The organism is Acinetobacter sp. ANC 5600 (assembly GCF_002018395.1).
GTDB classification, from domain to species: Bacteria; Pseudomonadota; Gammaproteobacteria; order Pseudomonadales; family Moraxellaceae; genus Acinetobacter; species Acinetobacter amyesii.
Window position 1 is genome coordinate 445259 of the sequence record NZ_MVKW01000002.1, and the last position, 26205, is coordinate 471463.

Here is a 26205-nt window from a genome sequence, read left to right on the forward strand (position 1 = left end):
GATTTACAATTACATAAAGATGTAAGAAAAAATAAGAATCATTATTATTCGCATACAAATTCACTATTCCAAATCGGGTTCGAAATGGCCTTCATTAAAACACGTAAGAAAATTGTTTCTTCAGCAATTGCTTCTTCTCTTTCTGTTATTGCCGTTAATGCAATCGCACAAGAGCAAGTTACTCAACTTCCAACGATTAACCAAGAAGTTGCTGCTGAAAAAGCACCAAGCTTAAAAGTTGATAAATCTGCGAATGCTAAATTTGTTGCTCCACTTCTTGATACACCAAAATCAGTATCAGTGATTTCTAAACAACTGATTGAAGACACGCAAGTCACAACTTTAAGTGATGCTTTACGTACAGTACCTGGTATTACCCTCGGTGCTGGTGAAGGTGGTAACCCAAATGGTGACCGTCCATTTATTCGTGGTTATAACTCTGAAAGCTCAATGTATGTTGACGGTGTACGTAACTCAACTTCTCAAAACCGTGAGATGTTTGCTGTAGAGCAAGTAGAAGTTACCAAAGGTTCAGCTTCTGCTATGGGTGGTGCAGGTACTTCTGGCGGCAGTATCAACATGATTTCGAAAGTTGCGAAAAAAGGTGACTTTTTAGAAGGTTCAGTTGCTGGTGGAACAGATGCTTATGCACGTGTGACGCTTGATGGCAACAAAGATTTTGGCAATGGGATTGCTGCACGTGTTGCCGTTATGGGCCACATGAATGAGAAAGCTGGTCAAGCTGATGGTGCTGAATACAAACGTGCTGGTATTGCCCCTAGTATTACTTTCGGCTTAGACACACCTACTCGTGCAACTGTTGGCTATTACTATCTAAAATCGGATGATACACCTAATTCTGGTGTGCCATATAACAATCCATTTGGCGCACCTAAAACTGGTGAAATGGACTACCGCCCATTAAACGGTAACGGTAAACCGATTGATGTCAAACAAGGCATTTACTACGGTTGGAAAGATCGTGATTTCCAAAAACAAGAAAATCATATTGGTACAATTAAGTTAGAACATGACTTAACTGACAACTTGACATTGACTAATACTGCTGTTTATAGCAAATCAAAAAATGACTATCTATGGACAAACCCAGACGACTCAAAAGGTAACTTTTTTGATAAAGCAACAGGCCAAGTAACAGGCAATGTATGGGCACGTGCAAACTCACGAGTTGCGGATACAGATGGCTTTACTGATCAACTGGCTTTAACTGGTAAATTTGACACAGGCTTTTTAAAACATCGTTTTAATTTGGGCGCAGAATATTCAGCTCAAGAAACAGATCGTACCCAGTATATTATTGACGGCAAAAACTCGACAGGCTCTGCACATCAATCTTGTCCGGCAGATTCGATCGCAAATGGTTGGTGTACATCAGTGCAAAACCCTGACCGTGGTAATTGGACAGGCTCTTTAAGTACTGCTGGCGCAGATCTTTATAATATCGAAACTAAAAATACTTCAGTATATTTCCTTGATAGCATTGAATTACACCCACAATGGATCTTAGATTTGGGTGTACGTTGGGATGATTACTCAACAGAGCAAACGATGACTTATGGTGCGCTCAACAGCAATGTGACCTCAAATCCTGCTAAAGCTCAAGCTGGCGATAAAGTATCAATCAAAAATGAAAAAGACTTTATTAACTGGCAAGCAGGTTTAACATTTAAACCAACTGAAAATAGCAGTATCTATGCAAGCTATGCGACATCCTCAAATCCAGTCGGTGTTGATGGTGGTGATGGCTCAGAAGGTATTACTGCAGCAATCGAAAATCTTAAACCCGAAGAGGTTAAAACTTACGAGTTAGGAACGAAATGGGATGTATTAAACGACCGTTTAAACTTAACTGCTGCAATTTTCCGTACAGAAAAAACCAATACACGTGCAACAACAACAGAGGGTACTACAAGCAACATTGGTGAAACACGTGTTGATGGTATCGAACTTGGTGTTACTGGTAATGTAACTGATAAGTGGGCTGTAATGGCAGGTTATACCTACTTAGACAGCGAATTAGTTGACGGTGGTTTCACGAAAGTCGGTGACGACTATGTTGTAAATCCAAGCAATGGTAACCAAGTTCAAAACGTTGCGAAAAACTCAGCAACACTTTGGACAACTTACCAAGTCCTTCCACAGTTCACAATTGGTGGTGGCGCTACCTACATGGATAAAGTATTTGGTAATGCTACCAATACAAAATGGGTTCCAAGCTACGTACGCTACGATGCTATGGCGCGTTATACCGTTAACAAAAATGTGGATTTACAGTTGAATGTAAACAACCTTTCTGACAAACGCTACTTCACTAAAGCGTATGCCTCACACTATGCAACTGAAGCAGAAGGCCGCAGTGCAGTTCTATCTGTTAACTTTAAATACTAAGAAGAAATAAATACCATAAATAATTTATGGTATTGACTCAAATAGCCTCGCTTCGAGGCTATTTTTGTATATGATCAAAACATTAATATTACAGTTCCAAAGGGTTAGGCCGTGATTCACCATATCCCAAATGTATTGAGTAAAGAACAGGTCAACTACTTCCGCACAGAAATGCAAAAAGTAGAATGGATTAATGGTCAAAAAACTACGGGCTCACTGTCTAAAAATGTAAAAAACAACCAACAGCTAGATATAGACCATCCATTAACACAGCATTTAGGTGACATTATTCTGCATGAATTATCACAACACGCGCTTTTTACATCAGCGGCTCTCCCCCTCAATATTTTGCCGCCCTATTTTAACCGCTATGAAAATGGTGAAACGTTTGGTTTCCATGTCGATAATGCCATTCGCTGGATGCCTGACAGCAATCAAAAAATTCGTACCGATTTGTCCTGCACGATTTTTCTAAGTGAACCCGAAGAATATGAGGGTGGTGAACTTGTGGTAGAAGACACCTATGGCTACCACGAAGTGAAATTGCCTGCCGGAGATTTGATTTTGTATCCATCTACCAGTGTGCATGAAGTTACTCCCGTGACTGCAGGCTGTCGTATTGCGTCATTTTTTTGGTTGCAAAGTATGATCCGTGAAGATGCTGAGCGTCACATGTTATTTAATCTCGATCAAAGCATTCAAAATTTGCGTATGCAATTGGGTGATGCACATAGTGAAGTCGTCAAGTTGACTAGTCTGTATCACAACCTTATCCGCAAATGGGCCGAAATTTAAAGCTTAAGGTCAATAGACATGGACAAACTACCAATGACTGATCACAACATTTTAGCGCCACTGACTCAGATTCCAGCTCATTTGCAAACCATTGCAGATTATGAAGTCGAGGCTGAAAAACACCTTTCCAACATGGTGTGGCAGTACTTGCAAGGCGGCTCGATGGATGAACACAGTGTCCGTGACAATTTATCTCAGTTTGAACAGATACAACTGCTACCACGTATGCTGAAAGATCTGACCCAAGGTCATACTCAAATCGAAATCTTAGGGCAACGTTTCCCACATCCTATTTTTGTAGCCCCGATAGGTCATCAACAACAATTTCATCCTGACGCCGAAGCTGCAACAGCCCTCGCTGCCGAAGTCCTTGGCAGCAATATGATCCTCAGTACGTTTACCAATACAGATATGCGTGAGTTAAAGCAGGACAATCCGTACAAATGGTTCCAATTGTATTGGCAAGGTGAGCGCGAAAAGTCATTATCACTGGTCAAGATGGCAGAAGAACATGCTTACACAGCGATTGTAGTAACCATTGATTCCCCGCATACAGGGATTCGTGACCGTGAACGTCGAGTGTTTTTCCATTTGCCTGAAGGCATGCAACATCCGCATACCCCTGCACATATCCCATTGCCTGAGCTCAATGATGGCGACCATCCCGTATTTAACGGTCTGATGAAAATCGCACCGACATGGGCCGATATCCTTTGGCTCAGTCAAAACACCTCATTACCGATTATTTTAAAGGGCATTGTCAGTCCACATGATGCTGAACTTGCCCTGCAACACGGTGTACAAGGCATTATTGTGTCGAATCATGGTGGGCGCGTACTGGACGGTTGCATTTCCCCTCTCACCGCCTTAGAACTGATTAAAAAAGTTGTGCCTAAGGATTTTCCAGTTTTATATGATGGTGGTATTCGTCGTGGTTCAGATGTGTTTAAAGCGATAGCCTTGGGTGCATCTGCCGTATTAGTCGGCCGTCCCTGCATTTATGGTTTAGCTACAGCGGGCGCTTTAGGTGTTGCCCATGTACTCAAAATACTGAAAGAAGAATTTGAGATTACGATGGCATTGATGGGAACAGCCACCGTCGATGAGATTAATAAAGATTATATTTTTCAAAAAAGCTAATTTTATAGAAAAATATTTTCCAGTAATGGCATCTTGACGCAAAAATAGGAAATTATTTCCGGAATATATGGACTAATATTTAGTTATACATTTACGAGCTTACGGTAAAGCTAAGTCATGTGAATCTTTACGGATTTATTTCGACTTTCGACTAAAGACTCCGAAATTAAACTTGTAAATTGCTAGAATAGACACAATCTATATAAGTAGTACCTTGCCGTTTATCCACGACATTTATCCACGGTGCTATAAGGAGTTTTCACATGATGTTGGCAGATCCAAGCAAAAAATACCGTCGCATGTACCAACGTGTAGACTTACCAGACCGTCAATGGCCAAATAACGAAATCAATAAAGCGCCGATCTGGATGAGTACCGACCTTCGTGACGGTAACCAAGCGATCTTCGAGCCAATGAACATTGAACAAAAGTTCAAAATGTTCCAAATGCTTGTGAAAATTGGTTTCAAACACATTGAAATCGGCTTCCCTTCTGCATCACAAATCGACTTTGATTTCACCCGTTTGTTGATCGAAGGCGGCCATATTCCCGATGATGTGTACATCGAAGTTTTGGTTCAAGCACGTGATCATTTGATTCAACGTACATTTGAATCATTACAAGGTGCAAAACGTGCCATCGTGCATATCTACAACTCAAACTCGCCAACATTCCGCAATAAAGTGTTGAATGTTGATGTTGCTGGTGCAAAACAATTAGCGATTAATGCCGCAACGAAAGTCAAAGAATACGCTGCAAAACAGCCTGAAACTGAATTTGTATTCCAATACAGTCCAGAGTGTTTTACTGCAACAGAATTAGAAGTTGCTAAAGATGTCTGTGATGCGGTCACTGAAATTTGGGAAGCATCTCCAGAGAACAAAGTGATTTTAAACTTGCCTGCAACGGTTGAAGTTTCAGGTCCGAACGTCTATGCAGACCAAGTGGAATGGATGCACCGTAACATTCAACGCCGTGACGGTGTGATTATTTCTGTGCACTGTCATAACGACCGTGGCTGTGGTATTGCCGCTTCTGAGTTGGCCATTATGGCTGGTGCTGACCGCGTCGAAGGTTGTGTGTTTGGTAACGGTGAACGTACAGGTAACGTGGACGTTGCAGCGATTGCATTGAACATGTATACCCAAGGTGTTGCGCCAAACTTAGATTTCTCAAACATTAACGAAATCATTTCAATCATTGAAGAATGCACAGGCTTGCCGGTACACCCTCGTCATCCGTATGCTGGTGATTTGGTCTTCACCGCGTTCTCTGGCTCACACCAAGATGCCATTAAAAAAGGTTTCGAGTTCCAAAAGAACGAAGAAATGTGGGATATGCCTTATTTGCCAATCGACCCGAAAGACTTGGGCCGCGACTATGATGCCGTGATTCGTGTCAACTCACAGTCTGGTAAAGGCGGTATTGCGTACTTGTTAGAATCAAATTACAACGTGGTGTTGCCTCGCCGTATTCAAATTGAATTCTCGCAAATCGTACAGCAAAAAACAGATGAAGACGGTACTGAGATTTCTGCACAAGCGATCTGGTCATTGTTTAAAGACACGTATGTGGCGGCCAAAGATACACATTATGCGGCGAAAAACTACCGCTTACATGATGAAAATGGCAAGCAAGTCATTGAACTCGATATCGAAGTGAACGGTGAGATCCAGCAATTACGTGGTGAAGGCAACGGCCCAATTTCTGCTATCTTAAATGCATTGCAGTTGCCGATTGATGTCTTGAACTATGAAGAACGTAGTATCAGTTCTGGTGCGCATGCCAAAGCATTAGCTTTAATTGAACTTCAAGTGAAAGGTACAGGTAAGTCTGCATTCGGCGCAGGTGTACATGACAACATCGTGACTGCATCCATCGAAGCGATTATTGCCAGCACTAACCGTTTAATTGAACAAGGTGTTTTAAGTACTGAACAAGTGATTGCTGCTGCAGTCTAATTCAATGCTATAAATATCAAATAGCAATAAAATGACTTTAGAAGGATACCCTCAAGTGGTATCCTTTTATTATTCATACTAAAGATTTAAGGCGAATTATTCCTGTGTCTTTTCCAGCTGACTCAGTGGGCTTAGTTACCCCACAAAAGTTTATTTTTGAAGAGCCGTTAGAGCTCGAATGCGATCGCATACTCCCACGTTTTGAGCTCATGGTTGAAACTTATGGCGAACTGAATGCAGACAAATCTAATGCAATTTTGATTTGTCATGCTCTGTCAGGCCATCACCATGCAGCAGGTTATCATCATGAAGATGACCGTAAACCGGGTTGGTGGGACGCATGTATTGGACCAGGCAAAGCCATTGATACGTCAAAATTCTTTGTCGTAGCATTAAATAATATTGGCGGCTGTAGCGGTTCTACTGGACCGACCTCTCCAAATCCTGAAAATGACAATCGCCCTTATGGTCCTGATTTCCCATTAGTGACTGTCCGTGACTGGGTCAAAACCCAAGCCATGTTGTCTGATCGTTTAGAAATTCAGCAGTGGTATGCGGTGATTGGCGGCTCTTTAGGCGGTATGCAAGCTCTACAATGGTCTGTGGACTATCCAGATCGTTTACAAAAGTGCGTGATTATTGCCAGTACACCAAAACTGTCTGCGCAAAACATTGCCTTTAACGAAGTGGCGCGTCAGTCGATTTTGTCTGACCCTGATTTCCATGATGGTCGCTATTTAGAAAATGATAGTTATCCTAAGCGAGGTTTGATCTTGGCCCGTATGGTGGGTCATATCACTTACCTCTCTGAAGAAGCCATGAAACAAAAATTTGGCCGTGACTTAAAGTCAGGTAAATTTATGTATGGCTTTGACGTCGAATTCCAAGTCGAAAGTTATTTGCGTTATCAAGGTGAGCAATTTAGCCGTAACTTTGATGCCAATACCTATTTGATCATGACCAAGGCTTTAGATTATTTCGATCCATCACGTGAATATGAGCAATCATTAAAAACCGCGATGTCTAAAACCAAGTGTCAATTTTTAGTTGTTTCGTTTACAACGGACTGGCGTTTTGCCCCTGCTCGTTCGCAAGAAATTGTAGATGCATTAATTAGCAATCATAAGCCTGTGAGCTATGTGGATATTGATGCTGAACAAGGCCATGACTCTTTCTTGTTCCCGATTCCGTTATATGTGAAAAGCTTACGTGCATTCCTAGGCGGTGTAAAACACCTGCAAGAAACACCGAAGGAGACCAACTAATGCGTATTGATCATCAACTGGCTGAACGTTGGATTAAACCAGATTCAAGCGTACTCGATTTAGGGTGTGGTGACGGTGAACTGCTTGCACATATGAGCAAAAAGCACAATATTCGTGCATATGGCTTAGAAATTGATCAAGAAAAGATTGCAATTGCAGTCAGTCGCGGGTTAAATATCATCCAACAGGACTTGAACTTAGGTTTAAGTCGCTTTGCCGACCAGTCTTTTGACTATGTGGTTATGGCACAAGCCTTGCAAGCTGTAGATGCGCCAGACGTTCTCTTAAGAGACATGGTGCGTGTGGGGAAACAGGCTATTATTACCTTTCCAAACTTTGCACATTGGAAGACTCGTTCTTTCCTTGCATTAAAAGGAATGATGCCCGTTTCAGACGCGTTACCCTATATGTGGTATAACACGCCCAATATTCATTTATGTACTTTCCGTGATTTTGAAGCGCTGTGTGCTGAAAATAACATCCGGATTATTAACCGACTTGCCGTGAATGGGGATCAACAAGACAGTTTACTCAGTAAACGTCTCCCAAATCTATTTGGTGAAGTCGCAATTTATCGAGTGAGCGCTCTATGAAAAAATTATTATTAAGCACGACGCTACTGATTGGACTTTTTAGCATACAAGCCCATGCGGATTATGTTGCTCCATCATCTTCAGTTTCTAGCCAAGCTGCTCAATATTCAATTATGGATATTCACAGCTTAAGTAAAGCTGCTAAAGCAGGTCAGCCCGGTGCTCAGTTTTACTTAGGCACTAAATATCAACAAGGTAAAGACGTTGCCAAAGATGAACGTCAAGCTTTTGCATGGTATAAGGCTGCTGCTGATCAAGGTTTATCTGCAGCACAGCTTAATGTAGGTCGTATGCTCGCTGATGGCATTGGGACTAAAAAAGATGAAGCGCTTGCTCGTCAATATTTCGAAAAAGCAGCCAGCCGTGGTGATAACCGCGCAAGCTTTAACTTAGCCATGATGGAAGAGCAAAAGAAAAACTACATGGGTGCATACCAATGGTATGAGCTTTCTACCCGTGATGGCATGCTCGACAACAAAGTGATTAGCTTGTCTGAAGGTAAGAAAACGGCATTGGCAGCCAACTTAAGCCAAGACCAAATTCGTCAAGCACGTGACCGTGCAGACAAATGGATTCAAGCACAATAAGTTTTTGAATCTTAAAAAGCACCTTCGGGTGCTTTTTTATTGCCTGTCAACCACAGCATCTTGTTAAAATAGCCTCAAATCTTGTTTTATGGTGAATATTCACATGGCTTCAACTGATTGGTTATCTCAAGGCACTTTGGTGCTTGCAAGTAATAACAAAGGCAAAATTGCAGAATTTGAAAAAATGTTTGCCGAGCTTAATCTTCCTGTTGAAGTGATTCCACAAGGTCAGTTGAACATTGAAGATGCCATCGAAGACGGTCTAAGCTTTGTTGAAAATGCCATTATCAAAGCGCGTCATGCGTCGAAAATTTCAGGCAAGCCAGCCATTGCAGATGATTCTGGCATTTGCGTACCTGTGCTTGGTGGCGCACCGGGGATTTACTCTGCGCGCTATGCAGGTGAACATGGCAATGATGCCGCTAACAATGCCAAGTTGCTTGCTGACCTCAAACCACTCCGTAAAGAGGGTGAAGCCATCGAAGGGATGTTTGTATGTGTCTTGGCTTTGGTCCAACATGCAGAAGACCCACTCCCACAAATTTTCCAAGGGATTTGGCGCGGTGAAGTGATGGAAGCAGCACGCGGTGAAAATGGCTTTGGCTATGACCCACTGTTTTGGCTGCCTGAACTAAACGTTTCTAGTGCTGAATTATCAAAAGAAGAAAAAAATAAAATCAGCCATCGTGGTCAGGCGATGAAATTATTTAAAGCAAGTTTGAAATAATTTGAATTGGAGTTAATCTTAATGCCAAAGATTAACTCCAATCCCTGAATAAAAATAGAATAATTATGGCACTTCAACCGATACAGATCATATGCAACGCTTGCCATCACACTTCAACTGAAATCCCAACACGCTCATTTCTTGGTTTTCAAAAAATAAGCTGCCCTCATTGCCATGCGCAACTAACCTACCCGCTCACCTCAGGCTTTCGTACCACTTACGTTATTTTTGCAGTGGTGATCGTGCTGTCGATCATGCTTAATCTGTCGCAAGGTCAGGTTGGATTTCCAGGCCTGATAGGTATCGCGATGATATATGCCCTCGTGCGTGATTGGCAGATTCGCAAACAGCTCAAGTAGTCACCCTTTGCCGGCATCTATAATTCACTTTTCATTTTAAAGCGAAAAAAGATGCAAAATTAACCCATATATACTGACGACGATGCAGCTCATAATCGTGCCTGAAGCAATATAACGTGCCGAAGTGCCTGTTCCTTGATAATGCGTTTCTAAAGCCACAATATTGGCGGCAGGGGGTAAGCAGAACAGCATAAACATCACCCCAATATATTTCTCGATCTGGGGAATCGGAAGAAAGGCATAACTCAAACTACAGATCACCGCGCCAACGGTGAGTTTCATCGCATAAATACGACTACTGTTCATCAGATCACGCCACTGTACCTTAGTCTGGCGCAGCCACATGCCTAAGACACACATCCCTGTGAAACTCATTCCAATTTTTGCAGCCTGATACAGCCAATCTAAGATCTGATGTTCTTCTAAATGCTGCAGTCCAACTATTCGACAGACACCTGCAATCATCAAGGCAAATACAGGCGGTGACATCGCCACTTTTTGAATCACGCTCGACCATGGGAGTTGGGCTGAACTGACGGCTGTCACGGCCCACATATTGCCAAAGATAGAGCCACCGACATACAGAGCCACCATCGCTGCACTAATTTCAGGGCCAAACAGTGCTAATGCAAAAGGAAAACCCAGCCAAGCCAAGTTCAAATAACTGACACACAAGGCACGTAAACTATCTTTTAACAGCCAGCGAAATAAATAAAACATCAGCACGGCAACACTAAAGCTAAAGAGCATGAGCGCTAAACTGCCTGCTTGATAGAACACCATGTTGTAGATGATCACGGCTGGAATAAAACAGCGTGCAAGTAAGCTAGAGAAAATCGATTTGAGCGATGATGTTCCTGATAATGATGCCAATCCGAGGCCACTTAAAAAACCCAATATCGGAAGAAGAAACGCCACTACACCACCCTCACTGCTCAATCCATGCATAGTAACACTGAACATAAGCTTCGCGGCTGTCTTTAAACTGCAACATCTTGGTCACTTCACTGTCATCTACAACTGCTGAAATGTTGTGCAGACCAACAAGAGGATAACAAGATGGCTGGACTATCGATTTGGCATGTACTGATTTTTGCAATTGTGGTGATTTTACTCTTTGGTACATCAAAACTAAAAAACTTGGGCAAAGATGTCGGCGGCGCGGTCAAAGATTTCAAAAAATCGATGCGTGATGAAGACGCAGCAAATACACAGCTTAATGAGCCTCGCACGCTAGAGCATGAAGCTCAAAATAAAACCAATTCCTCAGTTCAAAGCTAAGGAGTTGTCATAATGCTTAATATTGGTATTAGCGAATTACTGGTGTTCAGCATTATTGCGCTGATCGTACTCGGCCCGGAAAAACTGCCTGAAGGTATCCGCTTTGCAGGTAAATGGTACGGGAAAGTTAAACGACTGATCAGTAACGTGCAAACAGACATTGATCGTGAACTTCGCATGTCCGAACTTCGTGAAGAAATGCAAAAAGAAATGCAACGTATTCAACAGCTCGAAGCGCGTATGCAGGCTCAGATGAATGAATTGCAACAAACGCAACACCCCATAGAACAGACTGCGCAAAAACAACAAGAAGCAGTCCTACCAGACAATAAAAATTTATCCCCACGTTATCAGTACATCGAACGTGGTCAGAGCACGATCTTTGCCGTGGTTACCCCCCAAATGAAAAAAAAGCACGAAATTAAAACAGATCAAGCTCCTGTATTAAGTTCGACCGACGCATTAGCAGAATATCAGGTGGCCGTATGACAGATCTTTCACTGAATAATTCACAGAACACTGTGCCTGATTTGGAAGAAATGCCGATCACCAAACATTTGGTGATTTTGCGTCGGCATTTGATCAAAATTACAGGACTTATTTTGATTCTGTTCTTTTGTTTACTACCCTTTGCCAATCAAAGCTATCAATTGATGTCAGAGCCACTGCGTGCGCAGTTGCCGATGAACTCATCCATGATTGCAACGGATGTGACCGCCACCTTTATGGCGCCGTTTAAGCTTAATTTCTTTGTCGCGCTCATGCTCGCGATGCCCTTCGTGATTTATCAACTTTGGGCCTTCATCAAACCTGCACTGTATGAAAAAGAGCGGCATTTGGCGATGCCCTTATTATTCGGCAGTATCGTCCTCTTCTATGCCGGTATTGCCTTTGCCTATTGGGTTGCCCTGCCCTCCATCCTACATTTTTTTATGAGTGTTTCCCCTGAAACAGTCGCCCCTATGACTGACATCAATAGTTATTTAAGTTTCTGCTTAAAGCTATTTTTGGTGTTTGGACTGACCTTTGAAATTCCTATCATCACGTTAATTTTGATTTTGATCGGGGTGGTGTCTACTCAAACCTTGGTGGAGAAGCGTCGTTTTATTATCGTCGGCTGTTTTTTTGTCGCCATGTTTGCCACGCCACCCGATGCGCTTTCGATGATCATGTTAGCCATTCCTATGTGGATGCTGTTTGAGCTGGGTTTGTTCTTTGGCAAGCTGATTGAAAAACGACGTGCATCTGCACCTTAAACAAACTTATTTTTCGACAATTTTGGTGAGTTTTACACCTAAGAGGCTGAGATAGCCTCTTTTTTTATGCACCCATTTAATGTTTTGCAATTTACATGCAGCGAAATCTAAACGCCTATTTCATCAGTTTGCAACATTAGCTTCAAAGCATTGTCATATTTTATCGATAGTTTTATGTGATCAACTTTTACCCAGCACACCTTTGCCAGGATTTAAATTCATGACAAACATGCCATATAACGAAGATCAAGAACTTGATAACAACACTTCGGATAACCTTCATTTTCGTGACATTTTAGAACAACGCATCAGCCGTCGTAGCTTGATTACCAAGACTGCGAGTGGTGCAGTCGCACTTGCATTGGCATCTTCATTAACGGGGTGTAATGATGACAATGACTCAGATTCAAATAGCAATACCAAACCACCTGTAACCGATCCAAATCAAAAACCGACCAAGTTCAATTTCACACCGGTGAAAAAAAATTTAGACGATATTGTGACTGTTCCTGAAGGCTATCAAGCGCATGTGCTATATGCGATGGGTGACTCGATTAACCCTGCATACCCAGCATGGGATGATAACAATGTTCCTTCTGGCCCAAGCTTCCAATTCCGCTCTGGTGACTGCCATGACGGTATGAGCTTCTTTGGTTTAAATACCACCTCTGGACGTTATGATGCCAAGCAGTCTGACCAAGGTTTGTTGGTAATGAATCATGAATACATCAACCCGACCTTCTTGCACCCGCAAGGCCCAACCAAAGTGGAAGGTCGTCGCCCTGAAGATGAAGTCATCCGTGAAGTCAATGCACACGGTGTTTCTGTGATTCAAATTGAAAAAGACAGCAAGACTCAAGCCGTTAAACTGGTACAAAACTCTCCATTTAACCGTCGTATCACAGCATCGACCGTAATGGACTTTAAAGGCCCTGTTGCAGGCTCAAGCTTAGTTTGCACGAAATTTTCAACCAATGGCCAGCAAACCCGTGGTACACACAACAACTGCGGTAATGGCTATACCCCTTGGGGCACTTACCTGACAACAGAAGAAAACTTCATTGGTTACTTCGCTCGTGCAAAAGAAGATGATGCCAAACGTAGTCCTGCTGAAATTGTGGCACTCAACCGTTATGGCCTAAAAGCGGGTGCGAACTCGCGCTATGGTTGGGAAACAGCGATTGGAAGTAATGAGTCTCAAGATTTATATGACCGTTGGTCAGCGAATGTTACCGGTACTCAGGCAGCGGAAGATTACCGTAATGGTCCAAACACCTTTGGTTGGATTGTCGAAATCGATCCATTTGACCGCCGTGAAAACCCAGTAAAACGTACTGCACTGGGTCGCTTTGCACATGAAGACTGTCGTGCAAGTCGCTTACGTGAAGATGACAACCTCGCGTTTTACATGGGCGATGATTCACGCGGTGAATACATCTATAAATTTGTATCCGACCAAAAATGGAATAAAAAAGATGTCAACGGTGGCTATGCCGCGGGCGACAAATACATGAACAACGGTAAGTTATACGTTGCCAAATTTAAGAATGATGGCAAAGGTCAATGGATTGAATTGAGCTATAACGTCAATGGTTTAAACCAAAGCAACAGCGTGTATCCGTTTAGCTCACAAGCAGATGTTCTGACCTTCGCACGTCTTGCCGCAGATGCTGTCGGTGCTACCAAAATGGACCGTCCTGAATGGGTCGCTGTACATCCAGACAATGGTGAAGTCTATGTGACCCTCACCAATAACTCGAACCGTGGTACGACGCATGCACTTGATGCAGCCAACCCACGTAACTACACCGACCCTGAAGGTGGTAAAGGCAACGTCAACGGTCATATTATCCGTTTCCGTGAAGATGGTGATACAACCACAGCACTCAGCTTTACTTGGGATATTTACCTGTTTGGTGCTGAAGCAAAAATGGCGAGCAACATTAACTTATCTGGTCTAAATGACAACAATGACTTGTCATCACCTGATGGGATGTGGTTCGACCCACGTGGTGTGTTATGGATTCAAACCGATGACGGTGCTTATACCGATACCACCAACTGTATGATGCTTGCTGCGCTTCCGGGTCAAGTCGGTGATGGCACAAAAGCCACGACATCATCGGGTCAAGAAACCATTGTGGGGGCAAAACTGAATGATGAAAACTTACGTCGCTTCCTGACCGGACCAAAAGAGTGTGAAATCACAGGTGTAACAATGACACCTGACTACAAAGCGATTTTTATCAATGTGCAACATCCCGGTGAAGATTCAGCATCCTATTCTGAACCGACCAGCCACTGGCCTGCATCACAAACCAATGCAGCAGCCACCTCACGTCCACGTTCTGCAACCGTTGTCATCACCCGTAAAGATGGTGGTGTGATTGCTGGCGAAGCGGTAGAACAAGCTCAGCCAACACAAAAAACCGCATAAAACACCTTTTAAAAAAAAGCCGACGAATCGTCGGCTTTTTTTATGGCTTTAAATGCACTTCTATCTGGGTGATCTGTCCTTGTTGCTCACCCTGCTGCTGTTTTTCTTGCCAATGCCACTGTGAATCCCGCATACACAATAAATTTGAACAGCGGGTGCCATACACCGGACTTTGAATAAAGGTTGAAGACAGCAAATGTTCCATCTCTGTCTGAATCCCAGTATTGGGTAGCAGCGCTGGAATGATTTTACGTTCATCTTCCAAAATATCCCACGCAGCGGCATCTATGTCCGCCTGTGGTTGCTGGCTTTGTAGCATCGGTAAAAATTCTTGCGTGAAACGTTTGCGTAAATGTCGGGTCTTTTCCCAATGTTCAGTCATTAAACCATTGGATGTGACATACACCCCTTTGGCTAAGACTTGTGGCGCTTCACCGCGATTACTCATATAAACGGCTTGAGTGGCATCGCCAACGAATAAATTAAAGCCAGCATAATTACATTGGATTTGTTCCAGTGCTTGCGCAAACCGAATGGGCGTTTGCTCAGATTCTAAAAATTGCTGAATCAAAGCGCCACGTGAAGTGGGATATGTGGTCTGATCACGACCATCACGAAAATTGGTCACAATCGCCCAACGCCCTTGAGCGGTTATCCCCATCCATGTTCCACCAGACTGTAAGTCCTGCCCTGCAATAATCGGACTATCTACCCATTGCTTTAGGCCTGCCGTCGGTCGATGATAAAACTCATCACGATTCGAAATCAGGCAGAGTGGCATGTCATCCAAGACCTGCCAAGCAAAAGCCACAATGCACATATTCAACTCTCAATATCTTTACACATTGAATGTACAACATTTTTCAGCACATTCAGCTAAAATCTGTGCAAAACATAATGACAAGGAACAGCAATGCTGACATATCCAAATATCGACCCTGTGGCGATATCACTGGGGCCACTACAAGTTCACTGGTATGGTCTGATGTATTTATTGGCCTTTTTATTTGCATGGGGCTTGGCAACCTACCGTGCAAAACAACGTGACGGCTGGAACGCAGAAATGGTCTCAGACCTGATTTTCTACGGTGCATTGGGTGTCGTGATTGGTGGACGCTTTGGCTATGTCTTCTTTTATGGTTTCGATCAGTTCCTTGCCAACCCATTGTGGCTATTCCAAGTTTGGACAGGCGGTATGAGCTTCCATGGCGGTTTCCTTGGGGTCATGATTGCCATGTTACTGTGGTGCAAGAAATATAAAATGACTTGGTTCCAGACCCTCGACTTTATCGCACCCTGCGTTCCAACAGGCTTAATGTTTGGTCGTATTGGGAACTTTATTGGTGGCGAGCTATATGGTCGTGCAGTGACTGACCCAAATTTTGCTTTCGGCATGATCTTCCCGACCGATCCACTTCAGTTGGTGCGCCATCCGTCGCAGCTCTATCAAGCCCTCTGTGAAGGTTTAATTCTGTTTATCGTGCTGTGGTGGTTTAGTTCAAAACCTCGTCCACGTTATGCCGTTTCAGCCTTGTTCCTCATCGGATATGGTATCGCACGCTTCACCGTTGAATTCTTCCGTGAGCCGGACAATGGTCAACTGTTCATTGGATGGATGAGTAAAGGTCAATTCCTGACGGTTCCGATGATTCTGATTGGCCTATGGATGATGTGGTATGCCTACCAGAAAAAAATCTATGACTGGGGTCCACAAAAGAATCATTAATATTTTCTAAATATCTTTAAGCAAGCGAGGTCCAAGCCTCGCTTTTTTATGCGCTGAAATTTATTCCTTCATACGCATTTACTCCACATGAAGTGACTGAATTAGACAACTGATCTGTGCTAAAGTTTATTCAGCTTATTTTTAAACTATCGATCCATGCTTGAATTTTGGTTTAACCCCAGCGTTTCTGTACTTAAAAAAATCTTGTTTTTTATTGCGATGGCCGTACTGACCGGTGTTCTGTATTGGATGGAACCCCTAACACTTCAAGCCATTCTAATGTTCATGGGTACAGGCGTCATTTTCCTGATTTGTCGTTATTGCAAGATTCATTTTGCAGCAAAAAATCCAACAGGTTTGCTCTATCGTTTATTGACCTGGATACCGATTGCACTGCTGTTAGCATTGGTTTTTATCAACATGAATAAGGGTGAAATTTTGATTCCGGGTGCTCAAGGCATTGGCTTTATGGCTTTGGCGATCTGCCTACTCTCCCCGATTTCTCTACTGAATAAAAACGAGAAAACTTCACCCCAAGGTAAAATTTAAATGCTGACGTTTTGGTACTCTGAGCGCTGTAACCGACAAATCAAGCTCATCATTTGTATTAGTACCTGCGTGCTTATTTTTCTATGCGCTGAACAAAAACAACTAGATCCCCGCTTTGCGGGCATAAGTTTAGCCATTGGTTTGATGATTGATCTGCTTTATAAGCTCAGACAAGACAAACTAAAAACACTGTCTCAGTCATTAAAATGCGGTTTGGCTGGTTTGCCAATTTTATGTTTAGTGTGCTTAATTTATTTTCTACCCAATGAGCAACGCTGGATTTTAGCGCTGCAATGTGTGGGCTTTGCTGCAATTGGATTATTTATCGTCTCGATCTACAGTCAGCGTGCAAAAAGGTTTGAAGACTAACCTTTTTTCACTGAAGGATTATCAATCTGCTAAGCGATAATAGCTATATTTCACATTTGGAGTTCGATAGACCGCATAACCCGCTTGACGATAATCAGACACCCAATCCTTACCTGAATATGCTGCGATATGACCATAACGGCTACTTTGATTGCGGTCGATAATATAAATATCGCCTTTCTTTGGTCGATCAAACGCTAAATTAATTTTTTGATAACCAATTTTTTGTAATGTGCTGCCCCAGTCTGCTGCGGCAACGGGGTGACCGTTAAAACGTGCCCCTGCGGACTCAAGTGCTAGACGAACACTGCGGGCACATTTCTGAGTACTGCTTTGGCGGGTAATGCCTTGTAAAAATCCAGTCAAACGATCGATATCGATACGCTGACCATTTCGGGATACCACATTTTTAGTCGCTGCTTTTTGAGTGGTATTGGACTTGCCCGTATTTTTACTCGCCTGAGAACGAATTATGATATTTGCCTGAACTGGAGCATGCACTTCACTCAAGTTTACATTGTGATCATAAGCCATTCTTTAACCCACACTCCCGCCTATATTTAGGCATTCAAAAATTTTAACGAGGGTGATAGTACCGCGTAAATCATGTTTTTTCATGTAAAAAATGTAAGATTTCTTAAACAAATCTTCACATTTAAATACGACCGTCTATTTTTAATTCAAATAGATTTATTTTTGATATCAAACTCTTAATCAAAAATAGCTGTTCAATATCACCTCTTCATAATGAGAAAAATCACGTTTATTTTTTAATCAAACTTATCTGTATTTTTTTCAACACTGCGAAAGAAGCATCTCTCAATATGTAAAAAATAGAGCTTCGTTTTCTAAGCACATGTTTGATTTAACAGACATATTGTCTCGTTAACGCTTGATGTAATTGTTATTAATAGGCGTCTTCAGCCCAGACAACTCAGCGCTTGTTATATGCAAAATTTTCTCATCACCCAATAAACACCGTATGTTTTTGATTTTTTAAACCTGACCATATTCAAGCGCCCATCGCAGTTCCTTCCACACGCAAAACAAGCTAATATGTGCCACAAGAAATTTAGCAAATTATGAGAGAGACATGCGCCAGTATTTAGACCTTTTACAACACATTCTCGACAACGGCGGCGACAAGGGCGACCGTACGGGTACGGGAACACGTTCTGTATTTGGTCATCAAATGCGCTTCGATCTTTCTCAAGGTTTCCCTTTACTCACCACCAAGAAAGTTCATTTCCGCTCTATCGTGATTGAACTGTTGTGGTTCCTTAAAGGCGATACCAATGTTCAATATTTGCAAGACAATAAAGTCTCGATTTGGGATGAATGGTCTACAGCAGAACAAACTGCACGCTTCGGTCGTCCTGCCGGCGAATTAGGTCCTGTTTACGGTCATCAATGGCGTAATTTCGGTGCAACCAAAAAAGCCGATGGCCTATATGAACAAGATGGTTTTGACCAAATTAAATGGTTGGTCAATGAAATCAAAACCAATCCTAACTCACGTCGTCTAATCGTCTCTGGTTGGAACCCAAATGAGGCAGGTAATGTTGCATTGCCACCATGCCATACCTTGTTTCAATTTTTTGTTCAAAACGGAAAATTATCTTGCCAATTATATCAACGTAGTGCTGACGTTTTCCTGGGTGTGCCGTTTAACATTGCCAGCTATGCCCTGTTAACACACATGATTGCGCAAGTTTGTGGTCTAGGTGTAGGTGACTTCGTTTGGACCGGTGGGGATACACATTTATATGCCAACCATTTCGAACAAGCGCAGTTGCAACTGACACGTGAACCAATGGGTCTGTGCCAATTAAAACTCAATCCTGAAATTACCGATCTTTTCGATTTTAAATTTGAAGATATTGAAATCGTAGGTTATGAATCACATCCTGCGATTAAAGCCCCTGTTGCGGTTTAATTTTTAGAAATTCCAAGTGAAAAGCAAAATCCCGCTTTACCTCAAGCGGGATTTTGCATTCTAATAGACGGCAAATATTTCGGCTATTTGAGTTCAAACTATGGCATTTCAAAATTTAGAAATCGTGCACGTTGTCGCTATGGATCAGCAGCGCTGCATTGGTAAAGGGAATGATTTGCCGTGGCATATATCTGCCGATTTACAGCACTTTAAAGCCATCACTCAAGGCGGTGTAGTGGTCATGGGACGCAAAACCTTAGAGTCTATGGGACGTACCCTTCCGAAGCGTGTCAATTGGGTAATTACACGAGATAACACTTGGTCATTTGAAGGCACCAAAGTCGCATATAGTATCGATGAGGCGTTAACGCAAGCTGTTGCTGATGTCGCGAGTTCAGAAAAAACAACAAGTTTGTTTATTATTGGTGGTGGTGAAATTTTTAAGCAAACCATCGGCATCGCAGACCGTTTAGAACTCACGCATGTTGAACTCGATGTTCAAGGTGATGCGCATTATCCTGAAATTCCTGCGGACTTTCAAAAAGTGGCGTCAGAACAACATATCGACGACAAAACTGGGATTGCTTTTGAGTTCGCAACTTACCGAAAATAAAGAAAAATCTTAAGCTAAAAGAAAAATATGCAACAGAGTGACCAACAAGTAATGTTCAAAAAAATAGGGCGAAGTATTCTACATGCTCTATTTAGTGTGTTTGTCCTCTGTTCTTCGATTTGGCTCTGTGCCGCCCTGTGGATACAGCAACCGGCAGGCTGGTTAAGCAGCCGCATTATCATTGGGATCTGGATTGCTTTCGCCCTGAGCATTTTAGGCATCTATATTACCCAACACTTTTTTAGCCGTCGTAAAGATGTCTTGATTTATATTGCGGGCTTTATCTGTGGTCTATTTTGGTATTTTGGCATGGAAGCACGCCAAGATCGTGAATGGAATCCTGAAGTAGCAGAAATTCTACATTATGAAAAGCAAGGCAATCTCGTCACCTTGCACAATGTGCGTAATTTCGACTGGCATGCCGATGGCGGCTATACCCCGCGTTGGGAAACCCGCCAATATGACCTGAGTCAAATCAATGGCGTCAACATCATTACCTCGTATTGGATGGGGCCGCAAATCGCCCATACCTTGGTCAGTTTTGATTTTGCTGACCGACCACCGCTGACATTTTCGATTGAAATTCGCAAAGAGAAAAACGAAGAATTCTCTGCGATTGGTGGTTTTTTCCGTAAATATGAACTGAGCCTTATTGCATCAGATGAAAAAGATATCATCTATACCCGCAGCAATACACGCGGAGAACAGGTCTATTTCTTCCCCGTAAACATGCCAAAATCTGAAATGCAGGCGCTGTTTATTGAATATCTACATAAAGCCGATGAACTGCAGACTCAGCCCAAATGGTACAACACGCTCACTAGTAATTGTACAACACTGGTTTTTGACATGATTCAAGCCGTTTCCAAACATCAACTTCCAACCGATTACCGCTTATTTGCATCCGGTTATTTGCCGAATTATTTATATGACCTCCATGCCATAGACCAAAATTGGGATATGAAAACATGGTATCAAAAAGCCCATGTTAACCCTCGTGTCTCTCAAATCAAGCAACTGAGCAGTGAACAATATTCCAAATTAATTCGACAAGGTTTGCCGCATTCACATTCAAATCCAAGCGCCAATCAATTGTAATTCTTAAATAATGATACAAATATGGCTAGCTTATCTGTGCGATATTTGCTTAGATAGTTGAAATGCTTCCACGGGGAAATTCCGATGCTAAAACAAATATTTGTTGCTGCAACTTTGGTTTCAACTTTAGTGGTGACAGGCTGTGAAAGCATGCCTGCACAAGACAACACCATAACTGAAAATTTAAACCTATTACAGAATCGTACTTGGATTGCCACTCAGATTGGCAACACTCCAATCAAAACAGCACCCAATGCGCATAATATTCCAAGCATTCAATTCGATGCGGCTTCAAAACGTGTCTCAGGTGCAGACGGCTGTAATCGTATAATGGGTGGCTATAATGCTGGCAAAGACACCATAACGTTTGGCCCGATTGTTGCGACACAAATGGCTTGTCTCAATAACAATGGGCTAGAGCGACAGTACCATGCAGCACTCGAAAAGGTAACGCATTATCAAGTTTTTGGAAAAACCTTGAAATTGCTAGACCGTCACGGCAATTTATTAATTCAATATGAAAGCGCTGTTCAACCGCGTTAAATCATTAAAAAAGTCTGCTTCGGCAGACTTTTTTATTCACTGTTCAGTCATGCCAGAGACATTTAATGCACATAAACTAGTGATTAGTATACAGACGTACATTGCAGTTTTTAGCTATAACCCCATATTAAACATCAGGGAACAAAATAGGATTTCACTATGCAACAAGCGGTATTTGGTGGTGGGTGCTTTTGGTGTGTAGAAGCAGTTTTTCTACAACTAAAGGGCGTGCAAACAGTCGTCAGTGGTTATGCAGGGGGAGTTACTCAGCATCCGAGCTATGAGCAAATCTGTGAGGGAAACACCCAACATGCAGAAGTCATTCAGATCAATTTTGATGACAGCCAAATCAGTTTTAGCCAATTGCTAGATGTATTTTTCGCAACTCACGATCCAACCACGCTGAACCGTCAAGGCAACGATGTCGGTACACAGTATCGCTCAGTGATTTTCTATCAGGACGAATCACAAAAGCAAATCGCTGAGCAACGTATTGAAGAATTAAAAGCTGAAGGCGTCAATATCGTGACTGAACTGAGTCCAATGCCAACCTTCTACCCTGCCGAAGAATATCATCAAAACTTCTTTGCACGTAACCCAAACCAAGGTTATTGTAATTTTTCAATACCACCTAAACTCATGAAATTACGTAGCAAATTTCAAGACCTACTCAAATCTGAGTGATCTAATTAAACGGCATCTATTTTCAAAATAGAGATATAAAAAAAGCGACATTTCAGTCGCTTTTTTTAGTTATCTTTGCTCAGTGCTTAGTTATCACTGGCAAAGGCGATATCGCTGAGTCCGGCTCCACTCGCACGCGACATCACTTGTGCAACTGTGTCATAACGTGATTCTTTATCGGCTTTTAATACCAATGCAGGCTTACGTTCTTGCTGACCAGCTGTATTTAGACGACTTTCTAAATCTTCGAGCGTGACAATATCACCATTCCAAGCGATATCACCCGCTGAGTTAATGCTGATGGTTACGCTTTCAGTTGGCAGATCAATCACTTCTGCAGTCGTTTGTGGCAAGGTTAATGGAATTGATGGGTTGGCAACAGTCGCAGTCACCAAGAAGATGATCATCAATACCAACATAATATCGATGAGCGGAATGAGGTTCATCTCATTCATGCCAGCATCGTTGTCTTCACCCAATTGAAAAGCCATTAAGCTTGACCTCCAGCTAAACTTTGCTGTGCAGTTTTCACGTCTTCTTTCTTCGCTGCAGATTCTTGTTGCAACATCGTGTCAATCAATAAACCATGCGCTTGATCTTGCAATTCATTCGACAGTGTACGGTTAAAACGAACACAAATGTTATAAGCCAATACCGCAGGAATCGCCACAGCCAAACCAAGACCGGTCATGATCAAAGCTTCACCGACTGGAGTTGCCACTTGCGCTAAACCCGCTTGACCGCTTTTACCCACTGCTACAAGGGCATGGAAAATACCCCATACTGTACCGAACAAACCTACGAACGGTGCAATTGAAGCAATCGTACCCAATACAGATACGCCTTTTTCAGCATTAGCTTTTTCTACCGAAATTTGACGTAGTAACGCTTGTTCTGCCACAGCCTTACGTTGTTCAAAAGCTAAAGGAGCAAATTTCGCTTTCAGTTTGCTTAGTGCATCTGCAAGGTGGTTATATGCCACTTGCTTGAGCTGACGTGTGCCCATAATACGAAGAACGAAGATCGTCCAAGTCGCAATCGACATTGCAAGTAACACGAAATACAGTGTTTTGCTGACTGCATCTGCATGTTGCCAATAAACTGAAAAGTTCATATTCGAACTCCTAATGGGTTAGCCGGAATCTTAATTAAGTTTAAAGTTGAATGGTTGATCAACTCGCGTCGGAGTTGCCACACCATTATCAATATATTTGGATAAACGTGCACGCTTCACTGCAGCAGTCACTTTACGGTTTACAGCAGCGCCACAAGTCGAGTTTTTAATCGTTGCTGATTCGACTTTACCTTCAGCACTTGCTGCAATCGCAACTTCAACTGTACACGACGCTTTTAATTCACCATCTTCAAATTGAACATTCGGTTTCTTAATCCAACTGACACCATTACCAATGCTCACAGTTTTAGGTGTCGGTGGCGCAGGTGGTGCTGGAGGCGCAGGTGGTGGTGCAACAGGTGCCGGAGGTGTTGGTTCAACACGAACGACTTTCGTTTCAGAAACCACAGTTGAAACAACAGGTGTTGGTGGTACGTTTTTGACCGCTTCAACAGTTGGTTTCGGCGCATCTTTCTTTTTCACCTGTTCCACTTTTTCCACTTTCTTCGGTGGAGGTGGTAAAGGCTTATCTACAATTTTAACTTCTTTTGGCTTTGGTGGCTCTTTCTTCGGTTCTGGTTTTGGCTTCGGAGGTTCTGGTTTTTTCTCTTCAACAATCTTCACAAAGCGAACTTTAATCGGATCTTTTTCGATCGGTTTAAGTTCTGGTGCTTTCATATTGCTGACCGCCCATAATACTCCCATATGCCCTACCACAACAGCGAGAAGCGCAGTAATGATTTTCTTTTTCATCGGGTTAAGTGATTGCATCATTGGAGCGGGAGATTGACTCATTAAACTCAGTTACCTTGAAGAAGCGATTGCATTTATTTTGTCAAAAATACAATCATGCTCATCGGTTAGCACAATTAAAGTACGGCAATAATAAATGAGAAGTGTTTTCATTTGCAACTATTAATTCGTCAGTTTTAATGACTTTTTTTAATCATAATATAAAAAAGGCATACCTAAAGTATGCCCTTTTATTCAAAAATTTATCTCGTTTTATTGAAATACAACAGTTTTATTACCATCGACAATAATACGATCTTCAAGATGCCATTTGACTGCACGTGCGAGTACATTACGCTCTACGTCCTGACCTAACTCACGCAATTGTTCAACGGTAAAGTCGTGACTGACACGCTCTACGTCTTGCTCAATAATCGGACCTTGGTCAAGATCAGCAGTCACATAGTGCGCTGTTGCACCAATCAGTTTCACGCCTTTTTCATGCGCTTGCTTATATGGGTTCGCACCAACAAAGGCTGGGAGGAATGAATGGTGAATGTTGATCACTTTCATTTCCCACTTTTGAACAAATTCTTCGTCTAAAATTTGCATATAACGAGCAAGAACCAATAAATCATTGCCTTGCATCAATTGATCAATTTGCTCATAAGCTTCACGTTTGTTTTCTTTGTTTACAGGAACAACTTCAAACGGAATACCGAAATTTTCTACAGATTCACGTAAAGCATCGTGGTTAGACACGACTTTGGTGATTTCACATGGCAAACCACCACGTGCATGACGCCACAACAGCTCAAGCAAAGCATGGTCAACTTTTGACACCAAGATACCGACTTTCTTCACATCACTGACTAAAGCTAAACGCCAGTGCATGTTGTAACGCTCAGCAACATTGCTTGCAAATGTTTGAGTTAGACTTTCTTTACGGCTTTGTAAATTGTCCAATTCAAACTCAACACGCATGAAGTATCGCCCCCCTTGAGCTTCAGTCGCGTATTGATCAAGTGCGGTAATATTTGCTCCCTGATGATACAAAAAGCTCGATACAGCTTGCACAATCCCTGGTTTATCTTCACAGGTAATGAGTAAGCGTGCTGTGTTAGCGGTCGACATATTCATGTTGGTTTATATCACTAATCAGTTAAATTGAAAAAAGAGCCGAGTATTCTAACGCTTTTTAAAGCCAGACTAAATAGTCTTATTCAGTAACCTGATGCTTTACGTTTGAAAGACTTGCAAATAAGTCCGACGGCCCTAAAGTTTCGAGCAGTCGCTCATAGGTTTCACGGCTTTCACCACGTAGATATGCGCCTTCTAAGAACACCATTTGTCGCAGTGCTTGCCACACCCACTTTTCTTCCAAAGTGTTGGAGTCAGTAATATGGCCCGACATATAAAGGAAGTTGGTCCAGTTGGTCAGCACGATCCACAAGTTAATGGTTAAGGCCTCAATTTCAGAATCGGTCATCTGCATTAAGCCTGCATCGACAAAAGCACGATAAATTTTCTGCCCTTGTTGCATAACTTGACCGGCAAAACGTGGATACATTTTGCGGAAATCTTCATTATTTTCGACCAAGTGATAAACATCACGATGTAAAAAGCGATAAGCCCATAATTGGCTACTTAACACTTGGAAATAGCGAATTTTATCATTGGCATCAAGCTGACGATCATCAGGAAGCGCTAACATTTCTAGCGTTTCATGCTGATATTGCTCCATTAATTCCTTAATAATTTCACTTTTATTTCGGAAATGGTAATACAAGTTACCTGGGCTCATTCCCAGTTCAGCAGCAATATGATTGGTTGTCACTGAACGCTCGCCACGCTCATTAAACAACTGCAAACTCAGCTGCAAAATACGTTCTTTCGTTTTTAAGGTTTTGGTGTGAGACATCCTAAAACAACCATTTATTTCAAAGCATTAGAACACTAACACATAAAGTAACTTGACTATTTAGAGTATTTGCTCTAAAAATTAATTAATCGCTAATTTGGATATGGTCG

29 protein-coding genes are annotated in these 26205 nt (G+C 42.3%); 21 read left to right on the plus strand and 8 right to left on the minus strand.

Annotation, left to right across the window (positions count from 1 at the left end):
• The first annotated feature begins 84 nt into the window (after positions 1-84).
• The 9 genes from B1201_RS05910 to B1201_RS05950 all read left to right on the plus strand — a co-directional run bounded on the left by B1201_RS05910 (position 85) and on the right by B1201_RS05950 (position 9836).
• Positions 85-2409, plus strand: a complete 2325-nt coding sequence (locus B1201_RS05910; RefSeq protein WP_078192710.1) for a TonB-dependent receptor — start codon at positions 85-87, stop codon at positions 2407-2409.
• A 111-nt stretch (positions 2410-2520) separates the two neighbouring features.
• Positions 2521-3204 (plus strand): Fe2+-dependent dioxygenase, encoded by a 684-nt coding sequence (locus B1201_RS05915; RefSeq protein ID WP_078192711.1) that lies wholly within the window; start codon positions 2521-2523, stop codon positions 3202-3204.
• 33 nt (positions 3205-3237) lie between these two features.
• Positions 3238-4344, plus strand: coding sequence for an alpha-hydroxy acid oxidase (locus B1201_RS05920; protein ID WP_078192869.1), 1107 nt, complete (start codon positions 3238-3240; stop codon positions 4342-4344).
• A 263-nt stretch (positions 4345-4607) separates the two neighbouring features.
• Positions 4608-6305 (plus strand): 2-isopropylmalate synthase, encoded by a 1698-nt coding sequence (gene leuA / locus B1201_RS05925; protein ID WP_078192712.1) that lies wholly within the window; start codon positions 4608-4610, stop codon positions 6303-6305.
• A 104-nt stretch (positions 6306-6409) separates the two neighbouring features.
• On the plus strand, positions 6410-7570 hold the full coding sequence (metX, locus tag B1201_RS05930; RefSeq protein WP_078192713.1) for a homoserine O-succinyltransferase MetX: 1161 nt from the start codon (positions 6410-6412) through the stop codon (positions 7568-7570).
• Positions 7570-8163, plus strand: a complete 594-nt coding sequence (gene metW, locus B1201_RS05935; RefSeq protein ID WP_067763682.1) for a methionine biosynthesis protein MetW — start codon at positions 7570-7572, stop codon at positions 8161-8163. Before metX ends, metW begins: the two co-directional genes overlap by 1 nt.
• The gene (locus B1201_RS05940; RefSeq protein ID WP_078189669.1) at positions 8160-8750 is read left to right on the plus strand and encodes a tetratricopeptide repeat protein; all 591 of its coding nucleotides are present in this window, start codon (positions 8160-8162) and stop codon (positions 8748-8750) included. The genes metW and B1201_RS05940 overlap by 4 nt, the downstream gene beginning before the upstream one ends.
• A gap of 103 nt (positions 8751-8853) precedes the next feature.
• Positions 8854-9477: an RdgB/HAM1 family non-canonical purine NTP pyrophosphatase gene (rdgB, locus tag B1201_RS05945; RefSeq protein WP_078192870.1), complete on the plus strand. Its 624-nt coding sequence runs from the start codon at positions 8854-8856 to the stop codon at positions 9475-9477.
• A 65-nt stretch (positions 9478-9542) separates the two neighbouring features.
• Positions 9543-9836 (plus strand): hypothetical protein, encoded by a 294-nt coding sequence (locus tag B1201_RS05950; RefSeq protein ID WP_078192714.1) that lies wholly within the window; start codon positions 9543-9545, stop codon positions 9834-9836.
• A 36-nt stretch (positions 9837-9872) separates the two neighbouring features.
• On the opposite strand, the gene B1201_RS05955 is transcribed toward B1201_RS05950, so the two are convergent.
• Entirely contained in the window at positions 9873-10754 is an 882-nt protein-coding gene (locus tag B1201_RS05955; protein WP_143221672.1) for a permease, read from the minus strand.
• A 141-nt stretch (positions 10755-10895) separates the two neighbouring features.
• Between B1201_RS05955 and tatA the strand changes: the two genes are divergently transcribed.
• From tatA to B1201_RS05975, 4 genes are all read left to right on the plus strand, one after another.
• Positions 10896-11117 carry a Sec-independent protein translocase subunit TatA gene (gene tatA / locus B1201_RS05960; protein WP_078189673.1) on the plus strand — a complete coding sequence of 74 codons (222 nt, stop codon included), beginning with the start codon at positions 10896-10898 and terminating at the stop codon, positions 11115-11117.
• A gap of 12 nt (positions 11118-11129) precedes the next feature.
• Positions 11130-11606 (plus strand): Sec-independent protein translocase protein TatB, encoded by a 477-nt coding sequence (gene tatB, locus B1201_RS05965; protein WP_078192715.1) that lies wholly within the window; start codon positions 11130-11132, stop codon positions 11604-11606.
• Complete coding sequence (tatC, locus tag B1201_RS05970) at positions 11603-12373, plus strand: twin-arginine translocase subunit TatC (protein ID WP_078192716.1); 771 nt, start codon at positions 11603-11605, stop codon at positions 12371-12373. The genes tatB and tatC overlap by 4 nt, the downstream gene beginning before the upstream one ends.
• A 220-nt stretch (positions 12374-12593) precedes the next feature.
• Positions 12594-14810: a PhoX family protein gene (locus tag B1201_RS05975; protein WP_078192872.1), complete on the plus strand. Its 2217-nt coding sequence runs from the start codon at positions 12594-12596 to the stop codon at positions 14808-14810.
• Positions 14811-14850: 40 nt separating this feature from the next.
• Here B1201_RS05975 and B1201_RS05980 read toward each other — a convergent pair whose 3' ends face one another.
• Complete coding sequence (locus B1201_RS05980; protein WP_078192717.1) at positions 14851-15630, minus strand: NRDE family protein; 780 nt, start codon at positions 15628-15630, stop codon at positions 14851-14853.
• Between the two features lie 93 nt (positions 15631-15723).
• On the opposite strand from B1201_RS05980, the gene lgt reads away from it, so the two are divergent.
• The 3 genes from lgt to B1201_RS05995 all read left to right on the plus strand — a co-directional run bounded on the left by lgt (position 15724) and on the right by B1201_RS05995 (position 17454).
• A complete protein-coding gene (gene lgt / locus B1201_RS05985; protein ID WP_078189677.1) occupies positions 15724-16536 on the plus strand; it encodes a prolipoprotein diacylglyceryl transferase in 813 nt (270 codons plus the stop codon).
• 156 nt (positions 16537-16692) lie between these two features.
• Positions 16693-17085, plus strand: a complete 393-nt coding sequence (locus tag B1201_RS05990; protein ID WP_078192718.1) for a hypothetical protein — start codon at positions 16693-16695, stop codon at positions 17083-17085.
• Positions 17086-17454 carry a hypothetical protein gene (locus B1201_RS05995; protein WP_078192719.1) on the plus strand — a complete coding sequence of 123 codons (369 nt, stop codon included), beginning with the start codon at positions 17086-17088 and terminating at the stop codon, positions 17452-17454.
• A 21-nt stretch (positions 17455-17475) separates the two neighbouring features.
• Here the strand turns inward: B1201_RS05995 and B1201_RS06000 are convergent, their stop codons facing one another.
• The gene (locus tag B1201_RS06000) at positions 17476-17988 is read right to left on the minus strand and encodes a peptidoglycan amidohydrolase family protein (protein WP_078189680.1); all 513 of its coding nucleotides are present in this window, start codon (positions 17986-17988) and stop codon (positions 17476-17478) included.
• A gap of 559 nt (positions 17989-18547) precedes the next feature.
• Here B1201_RS06000 and thyA point away from each other — a divergent pair.
• The 5 genes from thyA (at position 18548) to msrA (ending at position 22328) form a co-directional block, all read left to right on the plus strand.
• The gene (gene thyA, locus B1201_RS06005) at positions 18548-19390 is read left to right on the plus strand and encodes a thymidylate synthase (RefSeq protein ID WP_078189681.1); all 843 of its coding nucleotides are present in this window, start codon (positions 18548-18550) and stop codon (positions 19388-19390) included.
• 100 nt (positions 19391-19490) lie between these two features.
• Positions 19491-20003 carry a dihydrofolate reductase gene (locus B1201_RS06010; protein ID WP_078192720.1) on the plus strand — a complete coding sequence of 171 codons (513 nt, stop codon included), beginning with the start codon at positions 19491-19493 and terminating at the stop codon, positions 20001-20003.
• A 27-nt stretch (positions 20004-20030) separates the two neighbouring features.
• Positions 20031-21101: a DUF4105 domain-containing protein gene (locus B1201_RS06015; RefSeq protein ID WP_078192721.1), complete on the plus strand. Its 1071-nt coding sequence runs from the start codon at positions 20031-20033 to the stop codon at positions 21099-21101.
• Between the two features lie 84 nt (positions 21102-21185).
• Positions 21186-21644, plus strand: a complete 459-nt coding sequence (locus tag B1201_RS06020) for an META domain-containing protein (protein ID WP_078192722.1) — start codon at positions 21186-21188, stop codon at positions 21642-21644.
• A 159-nt stretch (positions 21645-21803) separates the two neighbouring features.
• Positions 21804-22328: a peptide-methionine (S)-S-oxide reductase MsrA gene (msrA, locus tag B1201_RS06025; protein WP_078192723.1), complete on the plus strand. Its 525-nt coding sequence runs from the start codon at positions 21804-21806 to the stop codon at positions 22326-22328.
• An 86-nt stretch (positions 22329-22414) separates the two neighbouring features.
• Here msrA and B1201_RS06030 read toward each other — a convergent pair whose 3' ends face one another.
• The 5 genes from B1201_RS06030 to B1201_RS06050 all read right to left on the minus strand — a co-directional run bounded on the left by B1201_RS06030 (position 22415) and on the right by B1201_RS06050 (position 26095).
• The gene (locus B1201_RS06030) at positions 22415-22819 is read right to left on the minus strand and encodes an ExbD/TolR family protein (protein WP_078192724.1); all 405 of its coding nucleotides are present in this window, start codon (positions 22817-22819) and stop codon (positions 22415-22417) included.
• Positions 22819-23442, minus strand: coding sequence for a MotA/TolQ/ExbB proton channel family protein (locus B1201_RS06035; protein ID WP_078192725.1), 624 nt, complete (start codon positions 23440-23442; stop codon positions 22819-22821). Before B1201_RS06035 ends, B1201_RS06030 begins: the two co-directional genes overlap by 1 nt.
• A gap of 30 nt (positions 23443-23472) precedes the next feature.
• Positions 23473-24237: a TonB family protein gene (locus tag B1201_RS06040; protein ID WP_078192726.1), complete on the minus strand. Its 765-nt coding sequence runs from the start codon at positions 24235-24237 to the stop codon at positions 23473-23475.
• A gap of 210 nt (positions 24238-24447) precedes the next feature.
• Positions 24448-25314, minus strand: coding sequence for a formyltetrahydrofolate deformylase (gene purU, locus B1201_RS06045; protein WP_078192727.1), 867 nt, complete (start codon positions 25312-25314; stop codon positions 24448-24450).
• Between the two features lie 79 nt (positions 25315-25393).
• On the minus strand, positions 25394-26095 hold the full coding sequence (locus tag B1201_RS06050) for a TetR/AcrR family transcriptional regulator (RefSeq protein ID WP_078192728.1): 702 nt from the start codon (positions 26093-26095) through the stop codon (positions 25394-25396).
• Between the last annotated feature and the right edge of the window lie 110 nt (positions 26096-26205).